Source organism: [Clostridium] polysaccharolyticum (genome assembly GCF_900111595.1).
GTDB classification, from domain to species: domain Bacteria; phylum Bacillota; class Clostridia; order Lachnospirales; family Lachnospiraceae; genus Clostridium_AI; species Clostridium_AI polysaccharolyticum.
The window spans coordinates 158,894-184,681 of sequence record NZ_FOHN01000002.1; the positions used below are offsets into that span (position 1 = coordinate 158,894).

Here is a 25,788-nt window from a genome sequence, read left to right on the forward strand (position 1 = left end):
GTAATGCTATTTTATTTTCTTTAATGCTCCTTTATCCATTTCTGCAGCCGTATCACATAAAACATGTTCTATATTGCCAAAAGGCGTATATCACATATCCTGGTAAAATGGCAAGTCCACAGCTTAATGCTGCTGTTTTTTATCTCCCGCTTACAAATTCCACTTCTCCAGTAATGCAGTCTACCATGGCAAATGTCCGCTGGTTAAGCTCCTTGCTTAAGTCATTGCTTAAATAAAAAGTCCAGCATGGTCTTGCTTCATATTCATTCCCTGCTGCCCAGTCACAATAGTAAAATCCAGGATCGTCTACTTCCCCTCCTTTCGTCCGCACAAGACGGTACTCCAGATTGGCATGGTATACATTATAGGCTTTATAAGAAGATAGTTTATTGGATAAACACTTTGCGGCACTTTCCAATGTAAGAATCTTGTCATAGTTTTTTTTCGTTTCCACATAGTCCATGATTCCTGGCAAGTTATCTATAATCATCATTTCTTTTGATGAATCCAGTACTAGAAAGGGCTGCATTACAGATACATACAATTCTTTCATATACTTCATGGAATACCGATAGTCTCCGTAAAAGAGATGTACTCCCTTATAGGATTTTGTAAACAGATATTCAAAGAAGTATTCTCCTTCTTTATTGGTGTATATGTTTACACTGCTTGGCTTCCAGTCCATGCTGTCATATTCTTTTGTAAAGCCATCCGCATATTTTTGTGCTTCTTCTGTCATTTCGGACAGCTTTAACGTAGTTCCTTTCCACTGGTAGGTTTCTTCTTCATAAGCACTGTCCAGGCTTATCTGGTCTATTCGTGTGTATTCGCCTGATTCATCTGGAATTGAAAGCCATTTATCTGCCTCTTCTGTTCCAAAAAATAAAAAACCATTATTTTCTATAGAAAATGATTTTCCATCCTTTTTATCTATATATTGCAAACCAGGTATCGTAAAGTTTTTGTCCTCAATTGCTTCTGGATTAATCTTACCTATAAATTTTCTTAAAATTTCCATTCCATCTTTATGAAAATGTTCTTTCTGTTTGAATGCAAGCAGTCCTATCTCCTCTGGCTTATTTACTTCAAACTCCTGTTCAAAATATAAATTGTCACACGTTATTTCTTTATACTTTTTTGCCTGTTCCAATACTTTGCTTAATGTATCCATCTGGATATTGTCCGATTGACTAGTTACTTTTCCAGTTTGCTTTACCTGTTTATTCTCTGGTACTTTTGCACAGGCTGTCAGGCCTGTCAACAAAAACAGAAGCAATATCAGACCAGTTTTCTTTCGCATCTCCATTCTCCTCACACCTTCTATCTCCTAACATAAAGTTCCTTTTATAACATGAAAAAAGCCACCTGACTAGTGGCTCAAAATGCTGTCTATCAGCCATTTCCTTCTCGAATCTCTCCATATATGGCAACACTTCTTTGTCCATTGTAATTATATAACTGGGAGGTTGCTCCTATATATTTCCCTACTCTTACAGACGCTCCATTTACATATTGAACATTCCGATAACCAGTAATAGCAGAATTAAAGCTTGTCATATTCAGTCTTGGTGTTGTAGTTATCGCAACGTAAGGTCCAGTATAGGTTACATGAAATGTAGGCACATGCAGTATTACATAATCTTTACCAAGAGACTTATACACACCATAACTTATTAACTGGTTATCACTGGATGGTGCTCCATATGTATAATATAGATTAATGTTATTAGAAGCCTTTACCGTACTTGTCTTTGCTCCACTAATCGCCATTGCTGCAATCAACATACCAAAAGCAATCGGCTTTCCTGCTTTTTTCATTATGCTCCTCCATTCTGATATTTTTTTAACAATCTGTTATAGTTTATTCTATTTATTAGCAAATGTCAACCTTTTTTATCTCCCGCTTACAAATTCCACTTCTCCAGTAATGCAGTCTACCATGGCAAATGTCCGCTGGTTAAGCTCCTTACTTAAGTCATTGCTTAAATAAAAAGTCCAGCATGGTCTTGCTTCATATTCATTCCCTGCTGCCCAGTCACAATAGTAAAATTCAGGATCGTCGAGAGTGTAAACTAAATTGTGTAAATCAAAAAAACTATTGATTTTTCTTCTCTTTTTAATAATGATTTATGGAAGGAACTATACCAGTGGCTAAGAAAATTGAACGTCAAAAAGAAAGTATAGAGCAGCAGATACTATCATGAAAGCTTTTGATCCTGAGACAGTTGAATCTTAAGTATTCTCCTTCTTTATTGGTGTATATGTTTACACTGCTTGGCTTCCAGTCCATGCTGTCATATTCTTTTATAAAGCCATCCGCATATTTTTGTGCTTCTTTTGTCATTTCGGACAGAATAAAGGTGTATGATTCCACTTCTTCCAGCAATTAAACCATACACCTTAATTCTTCTATCGAGACAGGATTTCTGCACCAGTCTCCGTTATTAAAATGGTATATTCCCACTGTGCAGAAGGCAATCCATCTGCAGTGGAAATCGTCCAGCCATCTTCCTCATCTTCATAATATTCAGCAACGCCCATGTTAATCATAGGTTCAATAGTAAAAGTCATGCCTGGCACAAGAAGCATGTCCTCTCCACGGTTTCCGATATGGCTTACATATGGTTCTTCATGGAAATCCACACCACAGCCATGCCCACAGATATCACGAACGACTGTAAATCCATGCTTGGTAGCATGTTCGTTAATCACATAACCAATATCCCCTAAGAAACTGTATGGTTTTGCTTCTTTCAGACCAAGCTCTAAACATTCCTTGGTAACTTCTACAAGCTTACGAACCTTAGGATCTACATCCCCGATACAGTACATACGGGAAGCATCCCCATAATAGCCGTTGTAAATGGTTGTACAGTCAATATTTATAATGTCACCGCTTTTTAATATACGATTTGGATCTGGGATTCCATGACATACCACTTCATTAATAGAAGTACATACACTCTTTGGATATCCACAGTATCCTAAACAGGCTGGTATTCCACCTAACTCCAATGTATAATCATGGACAATTTTATCTAATTCCTCTGTGGTAACACCTTCTTTTACATACTGCTCTACCTTATCAAGAACCTTCGTATTGATTTCGCCCGCTTTACGAATTCCTTCGATTTGTTCTGGAGTACGGATAATATCATGAGTTGGAACAATTGCACCTTGTTCCTCATACGCTTTTAATTTCTCATCAAATGCCAAATGGCAGTTTTTGTATTTCTTATGACTGCCACACCAGCAAGGATCATTACGTCCAATTTTCATTGTAATTCCATCTCTTTCTGTTTCTTTATAGTCTTAGAATCATGTTCAGTATACCACCTGTTTTTTGTGAATACAAGATTTCCAGGGAGAAATTTTACCAGACAGCATATGGATTATGTCTGAAACTGACTATTATATAAATTCGCATAAAATCCATTCTGTTTTAACAAAGTTTCATGATTTCCCTGTTCCATAATCGAACCATCTTTCATGACTAATATAATATCGGCTTCACGAATGGTTGATAAACGGTGGGCAACGATAAAACTGGTTCTTCCCTCCATCATCCTTGCAAATGCTTCTTGTATCTTACTTTCTGTTCTGGTATCTATTGATGAGGTAGCTTCGTCAAGAATGAGCATAGGTGGCAGGCAAAGCATCACTCTGGCAATACATAAAAGCTGTTTCTGTCCCTGTGACAGATTGCCTCCATCTTCTGAAATAACTGTATCATATCCATTTGGAAGACGTTTGATAAAACTATGGGCATGGGATGCTTTTGCTGCTGCCTGTACTTCTTCCTCTGTGGCATCTGGTTTTCCCATAACCAGATTTTCACGAATGGTTCCCTCTTTTAACCAGGTTTCCTGTAAAACCATTCCATAACTGGCACGAAGACTTTTTCTCGTCACATCTCGGATATCCCTATCCTCCACTTTGACTGCCCCCCGATTCACATCATAAAAACGCATCAAAAGATTAATTACCGTTGTTTTTCCACATCCTGTCGGACCAACAATGGCAACTCTTTGTCCTGGTTTCACTTCTAAATTCAGGTTTTCAATTACTTTACGTTCTGGTACATAAGAAAAATCCACATGCTCTAATGTTACATTTCCTTTGACATGGGTAAGCACCTTCACTTCTTCTGTTTCTGGCAGTTCTGGCTCTTCTTCCATTAATTCAAATATCCTTGCAGCACAGGCTAAAGCATTCTGAAGTTCCGTTACCACCCCTGATATTTCATTAAATGGTTTGGTATACTGGTTCGCATAACTTAAGAAACAGGAAAGCTGACCTACTGATAATCCACCCCGTATTACAGAAAATGCACCGGTTATTCCTACACCTGTGTATACAAGACTGTTTACAAACCTCGTACTTGGATTCACTAATGACGAATAAAAAATAGCACGAAGAGAACATTTCTGCAGACGTTCATTAATTTCACTAAATTTTTCCAATGTTTCTTCTTCCTGAGAGTAAGCCTGCACTACTTTCTGATTTCCGATCATTTCATCAATATAAGCCGTCTGCTCTCCTCTAGTTTCCGACTGGAGTTTAAACATAGCGTATGTGCTTTTGGCAATTTTACTGGCTACCACAAGGGAAACCGGTGTAATCACTACTACTACCAGCGTTATTGTAACATTGACAGATACCATAAATGCTAAGGTACCGATTATCGTAATAATACCGGTAAATAGCTGGGTAAACCCCATAAGCAGGCCATCTGCAAACTGATCTACATCTGCAATAACACGGCTCACGATTTCTCCAGAGGATTTCGTATCCAGATAATTCAGTGGCAGGATTTCTATTTTGCGAATGGCTTCTGCCCTTATATCCTGTACAACCTTGTAAGTAATCCTATTATTACATACATTCATAATCCACTGTGCCAATGCTGTAATTCCAATTACGACAACCATTCTCTTTAGTATTACAAGCAATGCCGCAAAATCCACCGCACCTTTTCCTATTACCTGATCCACTGCATTTCCTGTAAGAATAGGCAGATACAAACCAAACACTACCGAAACGGCTGCAAAAACAAGGGATAGAAGCAAAAATGGCCAGTATCTTTTCACATAGTGTAGTACTTTTTTTAATGTAGCCTTCTGTGAGGTCTTTTCCATTTTTTTATCCATTGCTAGTTCGCCTCCTTTGGAAACTGGGAATAGTAAATTTCCTGATACACACTGCAATCTGCAAGCAGTTCGTCGTGAGTTCCAATGCCAGCTACACATCCATCGTCCAGTACCACAATCTTATCCGCAAACTGAATGGATGCCGCACGCTGTGACACAATAAATACGGTCATCTGTTTTTGCAGGCTTCTTATCGCTTTTCGCAGTCTGGCATCTGTTGCAAAATCCAAGGCTGAGGCACTATCATCTAAAATGAGAATCTCTGGTTTTCTTACAAGGGCACGTGCGATAGTAAGACGCTGTTTTTGCCCACCTGAAAGATTCCTTCCATTCTGCTCAATAAAGAAGTCTAATTTGCCAGCTTTTTGCTCTACAAATTCTTTTGACTGAGAAGCTTCAATGGCTTCCATTAGTTCTTCTTCCGTTGCATCCCCTTTTCCCCATAAAAGATTTTCCCTTATGGTTCCTTTAAATAAAACGGCTTTCTGCAGCACGATTCCTATTTGTTCTCGAAGTATCTTTAACGGATAAGATTGTACGTTTTTTCCATTCATACGGACTTCTCCACTGGTTACATCATAGAATCTTGGAATCAGATTGACAAGAGAGGATTTTCCCGAACCTGTACCACCAATAATTCCTATGGTTTCTCCTCTGCGAACCTGAAACGTAACGTCTGTTAAAGACTCTCCACCTGCACCCTTATATTTTAGGCTTACATGGTCAAATTCCACAATAATATCTTCCGTTTCTTCCATTTTATCCACGCCATTCTGAATCATTGAGGATTCCGTTGACAAAATACCCTCTATACGATTGGCACAGGCTAACGCTTTGGTAACTAAAATAATCAGATTTGCCAGCTTTACAAGTTCCACTAAAATCTGTGACATATAATTTACAAGGGCAATCAGTTCTCCCTGCTTAATAATGCCTGTATGAACCTGAATGGCTCCCGTCCATAAAATTGCTGCTGTGGCCAGATTTACAAGGATAAAAGTGAGGGGATTGGTCAGAGCTGAAATTCTTCCTACAAAGATCTGCCAGCTGGTTAATGTCTGATTCTGCTCATCAAACTGGGCAATTTCGTTTTCCTGTTTATTAAAAGCACGAATAACACGAACCCCTGTAAGATTCTCTCTTGTCTTTCCTAGTACACGGTCTAGGCTTGTCTGCACTTTTTTGTAAAGTGGAATCGTAATTCTCATAATGCCGAATACGATAAATGCCAATGCAGGAATCGTTACGACAAAGATAAGTGCTGCCTTTACATTTACGGTAAACGCCATAATCATAGCTCCGAATACGATAAATGGCGATCTTAAAAACAGACGAAGGAACATATTCACTCCTGACTGGACTTGATTAATATCACTGGTCATTCGTGTGATTAACGTAGAAGTCCCGATGGTATCCAGTTCTGTAAAGGATAGGGACTGTATATGTTCAAATAATGCATAACGAAGTTTCGTGGAAAATCCTACTGCTGCCTTCGCTGCGAAATACTGGGCAGTAATGGCACTAGCTAACCCGACAATGCCAAGCAACACCAGTACTCCTCCCATTTTTATTATATATGATTTATCGTGGTTCCCGATTCCTGTATCAATAATTGCGGCCATGACAAGTGGAACCAGCAATTCAAATGATGCTTCTAGCAGTTTAAATAACGGACCTAACAGACATTCTTTTTTGTAATCCTTCAAATATACTAGCAGTTTTTTCACTTTGGTACCTCCTTAAAGATTCTCATCCGTAATATAGTACCACAATTGCTAAGATTAGAACAAGGGGGGTAAAACCTGTAATACGCATTAATCAGGCTTCCAACTGGATGTACCAGTTCCAGCACCTATATGAATATCTACTGTGCCATTGTCCTCACTCATTACTGGCTAAATTGCACATGAACCATATATTTCGGTATAGATTGGCTTACTATCGTTGCCTAATACATAAAATTGGAATTCCTCATCTGAAATCTTTCAGTTTTAATGTTCTATTCTCGGTTTTCTGGGTATCTTTATCTGTATATTCAATATAGATTTCTGTGTCATTCTTTCTGAACTCACATTTTGTTATTTCACATCCATCCAAAATATGTGGAAATGGATATTCTTTTTCCTGATGTTGAATATACATATCTTTCACTACTAATTTTGTATTTGAACCGTCTTTCCAATCGCCATCAACTGCTAGAACATGATATTGACCTTTCCCACGAATATTATCAAACCAGACAGATTGTAAATCCTCTTTATAGTTTATATATTTATCACAATATGCATTTGTTCCATAACCAAAATGAATATCTACTGTGTTATTTGAGATGCTCACATCAGGCGGCTGTTTCAGTGGTCCAATAATTTCTCTATGAATTATTACTTTATTATCATCATATATTTTACACTGATAATAATCATTGTATTCTCAAAGCCCCATCCTTTCAACACAATAATGTTTTTTACTTTCTACTATTTTCCATTCTGTATGATTTGATTTTTTTGGAGCTTCCGTTACAGGTTCCGTAGTTGTTGGCTGAACTGTATTATCAGCAGGTACATTTTTCATAGTTGTACTATTATTATTCTTACAGCTATAAAGAATTATTGTTAATAACAACATTAATAATATATTTGTTTTCCTTTTCATTCTCCTCATCGCTCCTTATCAAGCACCCTAGTATACAATTACTTTAATTTAAATTAAAAAATCGAAATTTATTTTTATCTACTCCATTTACAGTAACTTCTTTCAGTTTGCTAAAATTCCATGTTTTTGGTGGTAATCCATCTTCCATGCTTTGTGGCGAATAAAACAACACTCTATCGGATGTTGAATCACTTACTATTCGATATGCCACTTTTAAACTAGTCGTAATGATATTCTCATAAAGCTGGCTGCTTCCATCTCTGCTATTCAAATAACGCATGCACTTTTGATACAATGGTCCCTTGTAAGACGAGTATTGAGACGCCCTCGATACAGTATCTTGAAAACTTCCGTCGCTAAAATACCGTTGCTGACATCGGTTTACGATCGCACAAGCAACTGCTTTCCTACAATAACCATTTTCGCCCTCAGCTTCGCCGTCAACTGTTGCAATTAAATATTTAACATCCGTAGGTATATTATCCACCTTATTATTAATGTAATAATACACTTGATCTTTCACATATTCAATCACATGCGAATTCTGCATTGCAAAGAAACCTTTACTATCTATATAGTACATTGGATTATTTTCACAATACTTATACATATTCTGGTTATTATCAATGCAAAGGGAATATTCATCAGCATTGATAAATCTTTCTGTTTCTGGATTATAGTAACGGCTGCCTAAATAATAAAACCCGGTTTCATTGTCAAAATAATATCCTCGATAACGAATTGGATTCATGCACCCAATTTGCATATCACCAGTAATCACACAATTGCCCCATGGATCATATTCATAACTGCAGATATTTTTTCCATTTACATCTTCGACTGCTATTACATCACCTAATAAATTTTTTACATATTGATATTTTTGGCCATTTAATGTAAATCCTAGATAATCACAGTTTCGATCCATATGGAAGATCATGTTGTTCTTTTTATCCCATTGCTTATAAACTTTTCCGCCAATGTACTGGTAACTAGTTTCTATTCCGTTGACAATTTTTGCAATACGATTCCTATCATCATATTTATATCGTATTATATTATCCGTGCCAGAGGATAGTTCAACTAATTTTCTGCCTTGTTCCCACTCCATTGTCCATTTCCCATAATGAGTAGGATTGCCCAATTCATCATATTTAATGGTGTTATTATCAAATTGAATCATTCGGTCTGGGTATTCCTTATCATAATGATATGTTTTCTGTTCCAATAAACCAGTTGTGCCTTCGTTTTTCAATCCGTAGGCTTCTTTCTTAATTAAGTTTCCTATTTCATCATATTGGTATCCATATTTTACGCCTGATTTTTCATCTTCTACACAGGTAAGCTATCTTTTCTGATCGTAAGTATACAATCGTTTCTTTCCGTTTTTCTGAATCTCAACAATATCACCACTGTTTTTTAACTGGTATGTTTCCTTTGCTTTCTTTTGATTACAGCTGTATGTATAGGTAAGACTGGTTCCATTTACCAGTACATCAGCCTCAACTGGTTCAGGCAGGTATCTGACAGCATCCACTTTGCCACTATATAAGGAAATGTCTTTCCCCTTCCCCATCTTATAAACCGTATAGGCAAGATCCGAGTAGCATGTTTTTAAATACGTGTCTGAAAAAGTTGTATTGTCAATTTTTTCTTGATTGGTTGTATGAACAGACTTTTCCTCATTAACTTTAATTTCATTGCAAATTCTCCTTTTCATTATGGGTGGTGTAAAGCCTAACTGCCTTTTCTATTTTCAAGGATTTCAAATTTTTTTCAAATAAAAAAATAACGGACCTAACAGGCATTTTTTTTTGTAATCCTTCAAATATACTAGCAGTTTTTTCGCTTTGGTACCTCCTTAAAGATTCTTGTCCGTAATATAGTACCACAATTGCTAAGATTAGAACAAGGGGGGTAAGATTAAATCAAAAAACAGCTACAAACAAAGTCCCCCTTCGTTTGTAGCCGCTTTTAGCATAAATGAATTCTACAATCTATTATTTAAAATACTTCACTCCAGATTCAAATATCCTCTGATTCTGATCTCCATAAATATTTAATGCAACTCCATCTCCACGACGTTCAGAATGAGCCATCTTACCAAGTACACGTCCGTCTGGGCTGACAATCCCTTCAATTGCCATATAAGAACCATTCGGATTAAATGCTTCATCCATCGTAGCATTGCCATTGGCATCTACATACTGGGTTGCAACCTGGCCATTGGCAATTAATTTTTTAAGCCATTCATCATTGGCAACGAAACGTCCTTCTCCATGAGAGGCAGGAATGGAATACACTCCGCCAAGTTCCGCTAATTGTAACCAAGGAGATTTGTTCGTCATAACCTTTGTATATACCGATTTGGAAATATGACGGCCAATGCTGTTTGTTGTAAGAGTTGGTGTATCTTCCTGAATATCAGTGATTTCACCATAAGGTACAAGACCTAATTTGATTAATGCCTGGAATCCATTACAAATACCAAGTACCAGACCATCTCTTTGTTTGATTAAATCATTGACTGCTTCTTTCATCTTCACATTACGGAATACAGAAGCAATGAATTTTGCAGAACCGTCTGGTTCATCACCAGCACTGAATCCTCCTGGGAACATTATCATCTGAGAGGATTTAATTGCCGCTTCAAATGCATTGACAGAATCAATGATATTCTGTGCATTCATGTTCTTAAATACAACCGTTTCTACTTCTGCTCCAGCCGCTTCAAATGCTTTTGCTGTATCGTACTCACAGTTGGTACCTGGAAATACAGGAATAAATACCTTAGGTTTTGCAATTTTATTTTTTGCTGTATAAACCGTTTTTGCATCAAATGTGTCAATCTTCACTTCTTTTTGTTCTACATCCGATACCGTTGGGAATACTTTTTCTAATGTCTTTGTCCAGGCTGCAATAGCTTCCTCCATGGTAATAGTTACATCGCCACATGTGAACGAAGCTTCTTCTTTTACTTTTGCTACTTTTGTATATTTAACTCCTGCTTTATCAAGTTTCGCAAGATCTGCTTCTGCTACTTCTGCTACGATTGCACCGTATAATGGTGCAAAGAATTTTGCTTTGTCAAACTTAGGACACATGTCCACACCAAGTTTGTTACCGAATGCCATTTTACTGATTGCTTCTGCAATTCCGCCAAAGCCTACTGCATATTCGGATACCAGCACTTTTTCTTTTCCTAGCTTAGTTAATTTTGCATATAAATCCATTACCATTTCATAATCTGGTAAGTCAAATTCATCTGTTTCAATTTCGATTACTACAATTCTGTTGCCAGCCTGCTTTAATTCAGGTGTTACCACATCCCCAACTTCTGCAACATCTACTGCAAAGGAGCAAAGTGTTGGAGGCACATCAATATCGTTAAAGGTTCCAGACATACTGTCTTTTCCGCCGATAGATGGAAGACCAAATTTCATCTGGGCTTCATATGCACCTAATAGTGCTGCCATTGGAACACCCCAGCGTTTGGGATCTTCTCCAAGGCGTTCAAAATATTCCTGGAATGTGAAACGGATTTTTGTCATATCCCCGCCAGATGCAACTATTTTTGCAATAGAAGATACCACTGCATATACGGAACCATGGTATGGACTCCAGCTAGATAAATATGGATCCATTCCATAACTCATCATGGTTACGGTATCACATTTTCCTTTTAACACTGGAAGTTTTGCAATCATAGTCTGAGTTGGTGTCAACTGATATTTTCCACCATAAGGCATAGTAACCGTTGCAGCTCCAATGGAACTGTCAAACATTTCTACTAAACCTTTTTGTGAGCAGACATTTAAGTCGCTTAAATTCTTTAACCATGCTTCTTTGAAATCCGCTACATCTGCTGTTTGACTAAAGTAGTTTGCTTTTTCATCTGGCATTGAAACTACAACATCTGTCTCCTGATGTGCACCATTGGTATCTAGGAATGCACGGCTGATATTTACGATTTCTTTGCCTCTCCAGGATAATACCAATCTAGGTTCTTCTGTTACAACGGCAACACAAACTGCTTCTAAGTTTTCTTCTTCGGCGTAGCCAAGTAATGTATCCACATCTTTTGGATCGACTACAATAGCCATTCTCTCTTGAGATTCTGAAATCGCTAATTCTGTTCCATCCAGACCAGCATATTTTTTCGGTACTTTGTCTAAATCAATCTGCAAACCAGCAGCTAACTCACCAATGGCAACCGATACCCCACCTGCACCAAAGTCATTACATTTTTTTATAATCGAACTGACTTCTTCTCTACGGAATAATCTCTGGATTTTACGTTCGGTAGGTGCATTTCCTTTCTGCACTTCTGCACCACAGGTATGGATAGATTCTGTTGTATGGGATTTGGAAGAACCAGTTGCACCACCACAGCCGTCACGTCCTGTTCTTCCACCTAATAAAATAATAATATCACCCGGATCAGAGTTTTCACGAATTACATTTCTTCTTGGTGCCGCACCCATAACCGCACCGATTTCCATTCTCTTAGCCACATAGTTTGGATGATAGACTTCATTTACTAATCCAGTTGCTAAACCAATCTGGTTTCCATAAGAACTATAACCACTTGCAGCACCTTTTACAATTTTCTTCTGTGGAAGTTTTCCTTCTAATGTTTCTTTTAAAGATTTCGTAGGATCCGCAGCACCTGTTACACGCATTGCCTGATAAACATAGCCACGTCCTGACAATGGATCACGTATCGCACCACCAAGACAAGTAGCTGCACCACCAAATGGTTCAATCTCTGTTGGATGGTTGTGTGTTTCATTTTTAAAGAATACTAACCATTCTTCTTCCTTTCCATCAATTTCAACCGGTACTACGATAGAACAAGCATTGATTTCGTCCGATTCTTCCATATCTGCAAGCTTGCCATCTTTCTTTAACTGACGCATTGCAAGCAAAGCAATATCCATTAACGATACATATTTATCGTCTCTTCCTTTGAAGATTTCATCATGCTTTGCTTTGTAATCATCATAAGAAGCTTTGATAGGTTTGTAATAATAACCATCTTCAAATGTTACATTCTTAAGTTCTGTTAAAAATGTGGTATGACGGCAGTGATCCGACCAGTAAGTATCTAATACACGGATTTCTGTCATAGATGGATCCCGTTTTTCTTCTCCATTAAAATAGTTCTGAATATGAAGGAAATCCTTGAATGTCATAGCAAGTCCTAACGAATCATAAAGTTCTTTTAATTTGGACTCTTCCATATCTTTAAAACCATCAAAGATAATAACATCTTCTGGCTCTTCAAACTTCTGTACTAAGGTTTCTGGTTTCACCTCATCAGTCTCTCTGGAATCTACCGGGTTGATACAGTATGCTTTTACACGTTCTAAATCCGCATCCGAAATGGCTCCAGACAGGATATATGTAGTAGCGGAACGGATAATTGGTTCTTCTGTTTCTTTTAATAATTTTACACACTGCTCAGCAGAGTCAGCTCTCTGATCAAACTGTCCTGGAAGGTATTCCACGGAAAATGTCTTATCCATATCATTCTTTGTAACTGTTTCTTCAAATAATATATCAACAGGAGGTTCTGAAAATACAATGCCTAATGCCTTCTGATAGGTTTCTTCACTTAAATTTTCAATATCATAACGAACTAATACACGAACATTTTCCAGTTCTTTTAAATCAAGATAAGTCCTTAATTCTCCTTTTAATTCTTTCGCATGAACCGCATATTCAGGTTTCTTCTCTACATAAATTCTTCTTACTGTACTCATAAATAGCTCCTTTCCAGACACCATTTCTATTCTTTCGTTTATCTTAACACAATTTCTTTTATTAATAAAATAAATAATTATAATTTATAATATTAGTTCTGCTAATATAATAAATGCACTTTTCTAACTTCTGCATAATATTACGTAACAAATGGAGTGTAACGGAATTCTCCATAAATCAAAAAACTCCCGTGAACAGAACTTTAATTCCATTCACAGGAGCCTCTGCTATCAGCTATAACACAAGTCTCTTATTTCGCTGTAATATCACCAATCTTAACTCCATCCCAGACTTTAGAGTTAATAGATACTGTGTATTTTTTAAATACATCCTGATACCATGTATCAAATTGTTTGTTTTCTTCTGTTGTAATCTGGTTCTTTACTTCTGTCTCATACGCTTCGTCATCGTTGTTGTTTACCATTTTTACAAGATATAAGTAACCCTGTCCTTCAATTACCTGAGATACTTCGCCGTTCTTCATTTTTTTAAGAACATTTTCTACTTCTGTAGTAAATGTACCATCCCCTGCAACAAATTTACCATTTGTTGTAAAGTTTGATTTGTATTTCTCTTTATCCTTGTTTTCATCTTTTGACTTATCTGATTCGTCTTTTGACTCATCGGAAGAAGGTGAATTTGCTTCTTTTGTGATCTTAACAGCTTCTGGAGTTAAAGAATCGAAATCTTCTGTCTTTGCACGGTTTGCAAGTTCTTCCAACTCAGCTTTATAAGTTTCTAACGTTTTCTTATCTACATCAACTGTTTCGTTTTTGTCATTCTGAGTCTGTGTTGGAATAGAATAATATTGTACATCATACTGTCTGAAATCTGCTTTCTTAACACCATCTCTGATTTTCTTGTCATCAATATCGAATCCGTCAATGGTATCTTTTTTGAAACGGTCAGCAACGTATTTTTTCTCTAATGCTTTTTGTAAAGCGCCTTTCGTAAAGCCAGTTTTGTTTTTCTGCTCAAACGTTAAATTCTTACGAATCTGTTTTACATCTTTTTGGGCTTTCTTCGTATCCTCTTTTGTTACTTTATAGCCAGCTTTTACAGCTTCTCTATATAAAATGTTGTATTGCTCAATTGTCTGTTCAGCCTGCTGTTTTGCACTATCTCTGTAAGTAAGGCCTGTCTGTTCGTCCTGCATGTCCCAGTAGCTCTGTCCATAGAACTGACGATACATAGAATCCATATAATTGCCTTGCATTTCTGTTGTATACAGATAATACATAACATCACCCATAGTAACTTTTTCTTTGCTGATTGTCATTGCAACACGTGGCCTGAAATTTTCCAATGCAACACCAGCTACCATAGCAATAACAAGAATCACACCAATTGAACACATAATAAGTGCTGTTATATTCAATGGTTTTCTTTCCTTTTCCATTGTTTTTAAATTTTTCTTTCCATCTACATCAGAATTCTGTAATGTAGTTTTATTCGTTTCCATGTGTTTTCTCTCCATTCTTATTATTTTCATCCCAAGATATCAGGATTCTTTTATCACAGTACCTCCAACCTGGACATTATCCCACTGTTTCGTAGTTTTAATATCGGCATCTTTTTTAAGCGTAGCGAAATACTCATCAAACTGCTTGTACTTTTCATGCTTTACGGCATCTGCTACTGCCTCTTCATATGCATCACTGGAAGTATTGTCTAATACCTGAACAATAAAATATCCTGTATCCGTTTCTATTACATCAGAAACCTCTCCAGGTTTCATTGTCATTACTGTATCCTGAATCTTCTTATCGCAGGCCGTTTCACCTGGAATAATACTTAACGATTCTGTTTCAAGCGGTTCAGAATCATCGGTTAGAAGTTCATCAAAATCTTCTGCCTTCTTTGCTTTATCTGCAATTGCCAGAAGGCTTTCCTTCCCCATCTGATTCTCTTCCTTACTTTTCTTAGTCTCTGAACCATCTTCACTATAAAGATATTTATAATATCCTATGGTCTGAATGTCAATCTCTTTATAATCCTCTTGCGAAATTGTGGCCCTGATTTTCTTTTCATCTGCCTGACAGTCATTTAATTTATCTGAAAAAAACTGATCAATTAAGCTTTTTTCTTCCTTTATACGTATCAGCAAGCTTTTGGAAGCACCAATTGCCTTCTTTACATCCGAAGACATATCTTTCCACTCCACATCTGCTTGTTCGTGACAGATATCTTTCTGGTTTTTTGTCAGTACATAGCCTTCCTCTACCGCTTTCTGGTAAAGCAAAACATCTCGGATAATGTCATCATAAAGCTGTTCTTTTAAATTTTCTCGAACGGTTGTGCCCTTGATAATTTCACTATCCCAATATGCCTCTCCATACTGTTTCTGATAATCCCTGCTATAGTAAGAATTCTCTTGTTCACTTTCCCAAACCTTATATAACACCTGATCGAGAAAAACCTGCTGTCTATTTATCGTAAATACCTCTACACTCGAATTATCCGGTCTGTCTGCTTTCTTTTTACAGCCTGTAATCTGAAGCAGGCATAATGCAAGTATGAGAACATAACTGATTTTTTTCTTAAAAGACACAATAACTCCTTTCATTGCAAACTTAAATCCGGTTACACGTGCATTCTGCGTAATAACTGATACACAATACAGTTCTGCATAACCAGAGGTTTCGTGTGTGTAAAGAATATTACACCATCACTTGGTGCTAATATCTGCGAAATCACTTCTCCTTCCATTGGATCTGCAACTTCTGCTAACACATCACCAAACTTCACCTCATCACCAGGGTTCTTAAATCTGCGGTAAATTCCCGATACATCTACCCTGACTGGCATTAGTGCATCTTCCTCAATAATTGATGCAATATAGCCATTGTGGCAGTTAAACTTGATAATTCCCATTCTCTTTAAAAAACGGAGCACCGACGCAACAGACTGGGAAGCACTTGCTTCGTCAATTACATCAGTTGAACTGGTGTATACAGAAAACGCACTGGTTCCTGATACTTGCCAGTTATAATTTAATGTCCCGTAATCAAATGGTTCCGGCTTCCTTAACACAACAAATGGCAAACCAAACAAATTGGCAAGACTTGAGTTCTCCACCCCCGTCTCCATAAGCCGAACATGAGGAATAAATTCACCTGGTGTATGAAAACTGGCAAACTGGATTCCATAGTTAAATCCTTTTACCTTCTCAAACACACCTGCTGCAATTCTATCCGTTGTCTCCCCACTGCTGTTGCCTGGAAACATCTTATTTATATCTGAATTATCTAACGCCCAGAATCTTTTTTCAATATTCATTGAAAAATGGTTTACAGATGGAATGACTAGTATCCGGTTATTCGATACAATTCCACCCTTCCGTTCCAACACTGTAAGTGTCTTTACAAGCTGTGAGCAGGCATAAAGCTGCTGCACTTCATTTCCTCTGGTGGCACCAACGATACAAGCTGCATCTTCACCTTTTCCAAAGGAATATCCATATATGGTCATATCCTGCCTATAAGGCGCTTTCAAAGTAAATATCTCTTCTTTTAACATTAGGATGCACCTCCTAATATTCTTGCTATCAAAGATCCTTCATACACTACAGGATACTCTCTAAGCGAAAACACCATTCCGCTGACTGGTGCAGCAATCATCTGTTTTACTGTTCCCTCTAATGGGTCAATAATTTTACCTACAAGATCGCCTGCTTTAATTCCCTTCCAATGCTCTATGTAAGGAACAAAAATTCCTGCCGCCTCAGCGTGAATCATCTCCACTTCTCCATCTGTTGAAATAATAGGTTTACGAATTGGACTTACCTGTCCATCCCAGATACCCAGTTTTTTCATAACATGAAGCAGTCCATCCACAATCTGATCTCCAAAATCTTTTGCAATCCGCATTCCTACGCCCATTTCAATGGCTAAAGTCGGAACTCCTTTTTGATTCAGAGAATGGGTTAAAGTTGCGTCTTTTACCGTTTTTGACTCATAAGCCCATATAAAATCTACATTCAGTTCCATTGCATATTCAAAAAGCTTTTCTATATGCTCATGGCGAATACGAACTTGTGGTATCTCTCGAATAAAAATATCACTAGCATGTAAGTCAATACATAAATCCGCACCTTCTACATCCTCAACAATACAAGATGCAACATATTCTACTAAATCTCCATTTTTATAACCTGGAAAACACCGGTTCATATCAATATCAAACGTAGGAATTCCTCTGGATATGGATTCTATTCCTAACGGATTCATACAAGGGTAGATATCTACAATACCTTTTAAACTTTCTAAGCTGTCCTGTATTCGTCTTACTAATTCATAGCACACATATTGTCCCTCTAATTCATCTCCATGAATACCGCTAACAATACAGATTCGTTTTTCATGTCCACTTGCCTTAATAGGCTGTAAGGTATTTTTCTTAAGCGTTAAAACTTCACCTACTGGCAGTCCAACAGAAACAACAGTTTTCACCATATTTCCTCTTCCTTTCAAATAAGTGCATCACGAAAATATTATACCCCACAGATATGGTACTGTCAAACAAACCAATTTTATCAAAACAATGTGATAAATTTGTGTTCTTTTGATTGTATCTTTCCCATAAATGTGTTAAGATGTTTCCATAAGTCAACCTTATAAATGGAGATGAATATATGGATATAAATTATGAATTATACAAAGTATTCTATTTTGTAGCCCGAACACTTAGTTTTTCCGAGGCTTCCAAGGAATTATACATATCCCAGTCAGCAGTAAGCCAATCCATTAAGACACTGGAAAAACGACTTGATCAAACCTTATTTGTCCGTAGTACAAAGAAAGTAAAACTCACAAAAGAAGGGGAACTCCTCTTTAAACACATTGAACCTGCCATAAACTTAATTAGCCGTGGTGAAAATCAGATTATTGAAGGTCATACTTTAAATGGCGGCCAATTGCGTATCGGTGCTAGTGATACCATTTGCCGTTACTACTTAGTTCCTTTTTTTAAATCTTTTCATAACCGCTATCCTAACGTCCACATTAAAATCATCAATGAAACTTCTTTGAACTGTGTAGATTTATTAGAAACCAACCAAGTTGATTTAATCATTGCGAATACTCCAAACTCCAAGTTGAACTCCTTAGAAAATGTAAAAACCATTCACGAATTTCAAGATGTATTCCTTGTGAATACAAACTACTTTACCGACATCAGTCTAAACATGAACTTAACGAAACTGCAAAGCTATCCAATTCTGATGCTAGGCAAAAACTCAACTACAAGCCAGTTTTTACACTCTATTTTCTTACAGAACCAGCTTGATCTGATACCTGCTATTGAATTAAGCAGCAATGACTTATTAATTGATTTAGCAAAGATTGGACTTGGTATCGCTTTTGTACCTGATTTTTGCATAAAACCTGATACGAACGATTTAAAAGTAATCCAAATCAAAGAACGGCTGCCAAAACGGAAAATAGTCGCAGCCTACTCCAGCCAGCTTCCACTGTCTGCTGCTGCATCCTATTTCTTAGAATCTTTATCTTTCAAAGACAGAATATAATTGACAAGAAAAGAAGAAAGGGGTATTTAGCTATGACTGAAGACTTTAAGCATGGTGTAAAACGTGGAATTCCTATTTGTCTAGGATATCTTTCCGTTTCATTCACTTTTGGTTTACTTACAGTAAACGGCGGCTTCCCAATCTGGATTGCCGTCTTAATCTCGATTTCAAACTTGACTGGTGCCGGTCAGTTTGCTGCCATGAATCTCATGATTTACGGCACTACATATGCGGAAATTGCATTAACCACACTTTTTATTAATCTTAGGTACACGTTAATGTCGATTTCCCTCTCCCAGAAGCTGAAATCAGAGATTCCTACTAGAAAACGTCTGCTTATTGGTTATGGAATTACAGACGAAGTTTTTGGAGTTGCCTCTTTGGAATCTGGTTCTCTATCCTTTCCTTTCATGATGGGATTAATCCTGATTTCCCTTGCAGGCTGGCTTAGCGGAACAGTTCTGGGTGCACTTATCTGTTCTGCAATGCCTGAGTATTTAAGCAGTTCCATGGGAATTGCCATCTACGGCATGTTTATTGCCATTGTAATTCCACCACTTAAAAAATCCAGACCTATATTATATATAGTTCTGTTCTCAATTATTTTAAATATGATTATGTACTACATTCCTGCATTCCATAAGATTTCTACTGGTTTCCGTGTTATCATCACTTCTCTGATAGCTTCTGGAATCGGTGCTTATTTATACCCAGCAAAGGAGGAAGAAGAAAATGCTTAGAACTTTAATTATGATCGCCATTATGGCCGCCATAACCTATGCACTTCGTGTACTTCCTATTACCTTGATCCGTAAGAAAGTAAAATCGCCTTATTTAAATGCATTTTTAAATTATGTGCCTTTTGCAATCCTTGGTGCCCTGACAATACCAGATGTTTTTTATTCCACAAAAGACACGGCATCCGCTATTTTAGGCACTATTGTTGCTCTCATTTTTGCTTATTTTGGACGAGGGCTGCTTACTGTTACCATCGCTGCTATTGTAACAGTCTTACTGTATGGTTTTCTTTTTTAAGCATTTATCAGAATTTAGACTTGACTTTTGCGATAAAATTAGCTATTCTTATATGTGTTGAAACGATTTATTCGTTTTTTCATTCTGCAGTTGTGGCGGAATTGGCATACGCGCATGATTCAGGTTCATGTCCACGTACGTGGGTGTGGGTTCAAGTCCCATCAACTGCATGTTTTAAAAGTCTTAGTTTTACTAGATAGCTAGTGGGGTTAGGGCTTTTTTTCCTGTTAAGAAACAAAAGAGCCTGGTTACCAAAATGCAGCCTGGTTCTTTTATTATGATTCCAAAACTTCCTCATAGGATTTTAACAGAAGTTCAAATTCTTTTACTGGCAATGGCTTAGCATATAAATATCCTTGTGCCATATCACACTCTACGGTCTTAAGAAAATCAGACTGCATCTGTGTTTCTACCCCTTCCGAAAGCACTTTCATATTGAGCTGTTTCGCCATTCTTATAATACTTGAAACAATAATCCGTTCTTCCTCTTTCATTTCTCCTGCACGGAAAAACTCTTTGTCCAGTTTTAACACATCTGTCCTCATATCCTTCAACAGGTTCAGTGAGGAATATCCAGCACCGAAATCATCAATGGAAACACAAAATCCCATTTTTCTCAGTTCTTTCATAACTGTGATAGCGGTTACTGTGTTATTGAGGAAAATGCTTTCTGTAAGTTCAAACTCAATCATCCATGGTTCTACCTGATAGGTACGTATCAGTTGTAATACTTTATCTAAAAAATCATCGTGATACAAATGTACTCTTGATACATTTACCGAAATCGGAACAATCTTAGCCCCGCTCTTTTTCCATTTCTGCAGAAGCTTACACACCTGCTCATAAATGTAAAAATCCAGTTTTACAATAAATCCATTTTTCTCAAACAGTGGAACAAAATCATTTGGCGGCAACATAGTTCCATCCCTTCTCATCCAGCGGACTAGTGCCTCTGCACCACTGATTTTTCCTGTTACTAACTTAATTTTAGGCTGCAAATACACTTGAAACTCTTCATTGTCCAGTGCACTATGCATATTGCTGATAATCTGCTGCTCTTTCTTTATCTCACGTTCCATATTGTCATCAAAAAACGCACAGCTGTCCACGCTTGAATTTTTCACTAACTTACGGGCAATGTTAGCATTATCAATAGCCGCCATAAAATCTTTCTCTTTATCCTTTAACATATAAATGCCTGCTGAAATACCAATATTCAACGCAACATTCTTGCGGTTCTGCTGTTCACTAAAGGATTCCACAATACTCATTACGCGAAGTTTTAGCTGCTCTGCCGTTTCATAAGGCATTAAAACAGCAAAATTATCTGCTGAGGATCTGGCACAAATCTGCTTTCCGTAAGACGTATCCCGCAAATACTGTGCAAACTCTTTTAACAGCCTGTCTCCAGCATCATACCCTAAAGAATCATTAATATATTTAAAATTTTTTATATCCATAGACACAATTGCAAATCTAGTAGTATTGTATGCCTTAACTAAAATTTCTGCATCAGTCAGAAATTTATGAACGGTTGGCAAACCTGTCAGGGAATCAAAATTTTTTGCCATTTCCATCTTCTCTGTAATCCTCTCTGAATTACGTAATTTTAACAGATAGAACGAAATAATCTTTGTAATAAACATAAAAGACTCTACTTCCTGTTCCGTCCATCTTAAGCACCCACTGTTTCTCTCCATGTATACATATCCCTTTAAGTGATCCTCTTCATAAAAACCACATAAAAGCATAGTTCCACCATCTTCCACACGTACGCCCATGTCCAAATCTGTATAACAGCTTCTTCTCATGCCAGATGCCTTTGATAGCAGTTCAAAAAGCTCTTCAACGTATTTCTGTGAAGCAGTACTTTTTCCCAGTCCCTCTTTAAAATTCCATGAATAAGAAATACCTGTTTTTTTCTTTTCCTGCTCCACTACAAATACATTGCTGACCAGAAAATTTCGTCCTATCTTATCTAAAAGCATATTAACTGCACTTCCAACATCTTTTGTATTGGATAGAAGCTCCATAGCAAAATGAACCAGTTCCATATTTGCCTCGCTTTTCTTATAGGAACCAAGCTCTTTGATATGATATTCATTATAATACAGCTGCCCCTCTGCCAGCTTCGGAAGCTTCAGGCCGTCTCTATGATATATCGTTATTTCTTCTCCGTTCTGTTTTGCCTGATATAATGCAATGTCCGCTTTGGAAAACAGTTCAATATACTGTGTCCCCTGTTTTGGGAAAAAACTGACACCAACATTGCATGACAGCTTTTGTTCAATATTTTCACCTGCGTATGTTTCATGAACAGCCTTTAACAAAAGTTCTGCCTTTTCATAAGCTTCAGAAACAGATTCCATATTCTTTAGAAAGAGCACAAACTTATCTGTTCCAACACGCCCTATAACATCTCCCTCTGTTATCCGTTTTTTTAAGTTTACCGCAATATTATTTAATACAACATTTCCAAATAAAAATCCAAGTTTCTGGTTTAGCACATCAAAGCCAGCAATATCCAAAATCATAAAGGCATGACAGTCATCTGAATCACTTGTATGTAGAACACCATTAATGATCTCCTTCACCGCAAACTGGTTCCAGACTCCTGTAAGCGAATCCATTCTGCTTCTTGCTGTCTGTTCTTCCCGTTCCCGTTTCTGCTGGTCAATATTGATAATATAACCTACGAAAGCAACCGTCTCATTTTGTTCATTTCTAATGGCGGTACCTCTTGCCTGACACCAGATTGCATTCTGCACGAACCCTTTAAGGCGGAATTCAATTGGATTCTCACCTGCAAAGTGTAAAAACTCAATAACAATTGGAACATCTCTATCCACAATTATACTGGACATCTGAAAGGTACTATGTTCAATCACCTTTCCACTTAGTTCTGGAATTACCATGTTGTTTGAAAAGGATAATCGATCTGCTTCCATATCAAATTCAAAGAAGCAGCAGCAGTTCATCTCAATTAAAGCATTGTACTTCTCAAGTCCATACTTACTTATAACGCCTACTCCTTGTACATCTTCCATGATAACAAAACTCCTTAATATGAATCGTTTCTTTTATTGCTTTTTGCATTCTGAATTAGTTTCATTATATCATGAATCCTGTTTCTGCACAATATCTTACAGCTGCTCCCTATTTTTGCACAAAAACGTTATCTGTCAAATAGGATTTGATATTTGATACATTTGCACACCTTTCTGCTTTGCCATTGTGCATTATTAACAAAGTAGGTGCCTGCATAACACCATATTCCATAGCCAGATCTGGATTTTCTTCTGCATCAACTGATACATATGGCAGTTCTTTCATCATAATTTCTGCAATTTGGCAATTAGGACATCTTTTGGTAGTAAATAAATACATGCCATCTTCCAATAAATCATCTTTTACATACAACTCAACATTCTTTATATTTTGTTCAACTTTCATCCTCTTTACTTCTTCATCTGTTTTCTCTACATTTTTGTAAGTAACACGATTTGAATATTCCTGCTTTTTCCCTTCATTCCAGTTCTGAACTGGCCTATAGTAGCCAGTTATTCTGCTATAAACTTCTGCCTTTTCCCCACAATGCGGGCATACAAACTGTTCCCCCTCAAGGTAACCATGATTTTTACAGATCGAATACGTTGGCGAAATGGTATAATAAGGCAGTTTATAGTTCCTTGCAATGGTTCGGACTAATTTTGCAGCAGCCTTCCAGTCTGGTAGCTTTTCTCCCAAAAATGTGTGAAATACCGTTCCTGACGTATAAAGTGTCTGTAATTCATCCTGAATATCCAGTGCACTAAATACATCCTCTGTGTACTCTACTGGCAAATGAGAACTATTTGTGTAATAAGGACAATCCTCTTCCTTTCCCGCTGTTATAATCGCAGGCCATTGCTCTTTATCATGCTTTGCCAGACGATAGGTTGTGGATTCTGCTGGCGTTGCTTCAAGATTATACAGGTCTCCATATTCCTCCTGATAATCAGAAAGTTTTTCCCTCATAAAGTTCAAAACTTTCTTAGTAAATTCCTGTGCATTTTTATTGGACAGATCTGCTTGAATCCACCGTGCATTTAAACAGGCTTCATTCATGCCTATCAGACCTATGGTAGAAAAATGATTATCAAAGTTGCCTAAATAACGCTTGGTATATGGATATAACCCTTCATTCAGAAGTTTTGTAATCACTTGTCTCTTCACTTTCAGAGATCTGGCAGAAAGATCCATCATTTTCGTCAGCCGCTCAAAAAACTCTGTTTCATCCTTTGCCAAAAATGCAATACGTGGCATATTTATCGTTACCACCCCAATCGATCCTGTACTTTCCCCTGAACCAAAGTAACCCCCTGTTTTCTTTCGAAGTTCCCGTAAATCAAGGCGAAGCCTGCAGCACATAGAACGAACATCACTAGGTTCCATATCGCTGTTTATATAATTAGAGAAATAAGGAGTTCCATACTTGGATGTCATCTCAAACAAAAGTTTATTATTCTCCGTTTCAGACCAGTCAAAATCATTGGTAATGGAATACGTAGGAATTGGATACTGAAATCCTCTTCCATTGGCATCTCCTTCTACCATTATTTCTATAAAGGCCTTGTTTACCATATCCATTTCCTTTTTACATTCTCCGTAGGTAAAATCCACCTCTTTTCCACCAACAATACAAGACAGGTTTTCCATATCCGCTGGTACCGTCCAGTCTAACGTAATGTTAGAAAAAGGTGCCTGTGTTCCCCATCTTGACGGAGTATTAACCCCATAAATAAAACTTTGTATACATTGTTTCACTTCCCTGTATGATAAATGATCCTGTTTGACAAATGGTGCTAAATATGTATCGAAAGAAGAAAATGCCTGTGCACCCGCCCATTCATTCTGCATAATTCCAAGGAAATTCACCATCTGGTTACAAAGCGTACTTAAGTGAACTGCCGGGGAAGACGTAATCTTTCCAGGAATCCCCCCAAGCCCCTCTTTTATTAACTGCTTTAAAGACCATCCAGCACAATATCCCGTCAGCATAGACAAATCATGGATATGAATATCTGCATTTCTGTGAGCATTGGCAATGGCCTCATCATATACTTCCGATAGCCAGTAATTAGCAGTAATAGAGCCTGAATTATGTAAAATCAAGCCTCCTACCGAATAAGTAACTGTTGAATTTTCTTTGACCCTCCAGTCCTCCTCCCGCACATAACTGTTCACAATTTCTTTGTAATCTAATATAGTGGATTTCATATTTCGGATTTTTTCACGATTTTTACGATATAATATGTATGCTTTTGCTACTTCTGCATAACCCGTCTGCTCTAAAACACTTTCTACGCTGTCCTGAATATCTTCTACATGTACATACCCATCTTTTATTTTCTTTTGAAACGAAGAAGTAACTCGAAGTGACAATAAGCTGATAATTTCTTCTGTATATTGATTATCTGTGGCTAGAAAAGCTTTCATTATAGCATTTTCTATTTTTCCCAATTCGAACTCTGAGATTTTTCCATCCCGCTTTGTAACTTTAATCATGATAGAAACAAACTCCTTCCACTACTCATACTCCTGATTTTGTATTTTTCACCTAAATTATATTAGCAGATACCATCCTGTTAGTCAAGAAAAAGGCCACAATATATAGTG

The 25,788-nt window shown here is 37.2% G+C and carries 19 protein-coding genes and 1 tRNA gene; 4 read left to right on the top strand and 16 right to left on the bottom strand.

Annotated features, from left to right (window positions below; genetic code table 11):
* Positions 1-139: 139 nt before the first annotated feature.
* The 14 genes from BMY85_RS02055 to BMY85_RS02125 all read right to left on the bottom strand — a co-directional run bounded on the left by BMY85_RS02055 (position 140) and on the right by BMY85_RS02125 (position 18,022).
* Positions 140-1,300, bottom strand: a complete 1,161-nt coding sequence (locus tag BMY85_RS02055; protein WP_092475722.1) for a hypothetical protein — start codon at positions 1,298-1,300, stop codon at positions 140-142.
* Between the two features lie 92 nt (positions 1,301-1,392).
* Positions 1,393-1,818: a hypothetical protein gene (locus tag BMY85_RS02060; protein ID WP_092475725.1), complete on the bottom strand. Its 426-nt coding sequence runs from the start codon at positions 1,816-1,818 to the stop codon at positions 1,393-1,395.
* A 591-nt stretch (positions 1,819-2,409) separates the two neighbouring features.
* Positions 2,410-3,279: a methionyl aminopeptidase gene (locus BMY85_RS02070; protein ID WP_092475732.1), complete on the bottom strand. Its 870-nt coding sequence runs from the start codon at positions 3,277-3,279 to the stop codon at positions 2,410-2,412.
* A 113-nt stretch (positions 3,280-3,392) separates the two neighbouring features.
* Positions 3,393-5,150 carry an ABC transporter ATP-binding protein gene (locus BMY85_RS02075; RefSeq protein ID WP_092475735.1) on the bottom strand — a complete coding sequence of 586 codons (1,758 nt, stop codon included), beginning with the start codon at positions 5,148-5,150 and terminating at the stop codon, positions 3,393-3,395.
* A 2-nt stretch (positions 5,151-5,152) separates the two neighbouring features.
* Positions 5,153-6,877: an ABC transporter ATP-binding protein gene (locus tag BMY85_RS02080; protein ID WP_092475737.1), complete on the bottom strand. Its 1,725-nt coding sequence runs from the start codon at positions 6,875-6,877 to the stop codon at positions 5,153-5,155.
* A 244-nt stretch (positions 6,878-7,121) separates the two neighbouring features.
* Positions 7,122-7,487: a hypothetical protein gene (locus BMY85_RS02085; RefSeq protein ID WP_092475740.1), complete on the bottom strand. Its 366-nt coding sequence runs from the start codon at positions 7,485-7,487 to the stop codon at positions 7,122-7,124.
* 93 nt (positions 7,488-7,580) lie between these two features.
* Positions 7,581-7,802, bottom strand: a complete 222-nt coding sequence (locus BMY85_RS02090; RefSeq protein WP_092475743.1) for a hypothetical protein — start codon at positions 7,800-7,802, stop codon at positions 7,581-7,583.
* Between the two features lie 43 nt (positions 7,803-7,845).
* Entirely contained in the window at positions 7,846-9,057 is a 1,212-nt protein-coding gene (locus tag BMY85_RS02095; protein ID WP_092475746.1) for an RHS repeat domain-containing protein, read from the bottom strand.
* 90 nt (positions 9,058-9,147) lie between these two features.
* Entirely contained in the window at positions 9,148-9,522 is a 375-nt protein-coding gene (locus BMY85_RS02100; protein ID WP_092475749.1) for a hypothetical protein, read from the bottom strand.
* Between the two features lie 280 nt (positions 9,523-9,802).
* A complete protein-coding gene (locus BMY85_RS02105) occupies positions 9,803-13,567 on the bottom strand; it encodes a phosphoribosylformylglycinamidine synthase (RefSeq protein ID WP_092475752.1) in 3,765 nt (1,254 codons plus the stop codon).
* A 251-nt stretch (positions 13,568-13,818) separates the two neighbouring features.
* Positions 13,819-15,030 carry a peptidylprolyl isomerase gene (locus BMY85_RS02110; protein WP_092475755.1) on the bottom strand — a complete coding sequence of 404 codons (1,212 nt, stop codon included), beginning with the start codon at positions 15,028-15,030 and terminating at the stop codon, positions 13,819-13,821.
* A 39-nt stretch (positions 15,031-15,069) separates the two neighbouring features.
* Positions 15,070-16,119: a peptidylprolyl isomerase gene (locus tag BMY85_RS02115; RefSeq protein ID WP_177180583.1), complete on the bottom strand. Its 1,050-nt coding sequence runs from the start codon at positions 16,117-16,119 to the stop codon at positions 15,070-15,072.
* A 32-nt stretch (positions 16,120-16,151) separates the two neighbouring features.
* The gene (locus BMY85_RS02120) at positions 16,152-17,087 is read right to left on the bottom strand and encodes a M14 family metallopeptidase (protein ID WP_092475760.1); all 936 of its coding nucleotides are present in this window, start codon (positions 17,085-17,087) and stop codon (positions 16,152-16,154) included.
* Positions 17,087-18,022: a M14 family metallopeptidase gene (locus BMY85_RS02125; RefSeq protein WP_092475763.1), complete on the bottom strand. Its 936-nt coding sequence runs from the start codon at positions 18,020-18,022 to the stop codon at positions 17,087-17,089. The genes BMY85_RS02120 and BMY85_RS02125 overlap by 1 nt, the downstream gene beginning before the upstream one ends.
* A 179-nt stretch (positions 18,023-18,201) precedes the next feature.
* On the opposite strand from BMY85_RS02125, the gene BMY85_RS02130 reads away from it, so the two are divergent.
* The 4 genes from BMY85_RS02130 to BMY85_RS02145 all read left to right on the top strand — a co-directional run bounded on the left by BMY85_RS02130 (position 18,202) and on the right by BMY85_RS02145 (position 20,300).
* The gene (locus BMY85_RS02130) at positions 18,202-19,095 is read left to right on the top strand and encodes a LysR family transcriptional regulator (protein ID WP_092475766.1); all 894 of its coding nucleotides are present in this window, start codon (positions 18,202-18,204) and stop codon (positions 19,093-19,095) included.
* A gap of 32 nt (positions 19,096-19,127) precedes the next feature.
* Positions 19,128-19,835: an AzlC family ABC transporter permease gene (locus BMY85_RS02135; protein WP_092475769.1), complete on the top strand. Its 708-nt coding sequence runs from the start codon at positions 19,128-19,130 to the stop codon at positions 19,833-19,835.
* A complete protein-coding gene (locus BMY85_RS02140) occupies positions 19,828-20,130 on the top strand; it encodes an AzlD domain-containing protein (RefSeq protein WP_092475772.1) in 303 nt (100 codons plus the stop codon). Before BMY85_RS02135 ends, BMY85_RS02140 begins: the two co-directional genes overlap by 8 nt.
* 86 nt (positions 20,131-20,216) lie before the next feature.
* A tRNA-Leu gene (locus BMY85_RS02145) sits at positions 20,217-20,300 on the top strand.
* Positions 20,301-20,405: 105 nt separating this feature from the next.
* Here BMY85_RS02145 and BMY85_RS02150 read toward each other — a convergent pair.
* Together BMY85_RS02150 and BMY85_RS02155 are read right to left on the bottom strand one after the other, a co-directional pair.
* Positions 20,406-23,177 carry a bifunctional diguanylate cyclase/phosphodiesterase gene (locus BMY85_RS02150; protein ID WP_092475773.1) on the bottom strand — a complete coding sequence of 924 codons (2,772 nt, stop codon included), beginning with the start codon at positions 23,175-23,177 and terminating at the stop codon, positions 20,406-20,408.
* Positions 23,178-23,286: 109 nt separating this feature from the next.
* Positions 23,287-25,677 carry a ribonucleoside triphosphate reductase gene (locus BMY85_RS02155; RefSeq protein ID WP_092475776.1) on the bottom strand — a complete coding sequence of 797 codons (2,391 nt, stop codon included), beginning with the start codon at positions 25,675-25,677 and terminating at the stop codon, positions 23,287-23,289.
* Between the last annotated feature and the right edge of the window lie 111 nt (positions 25,678-25,788).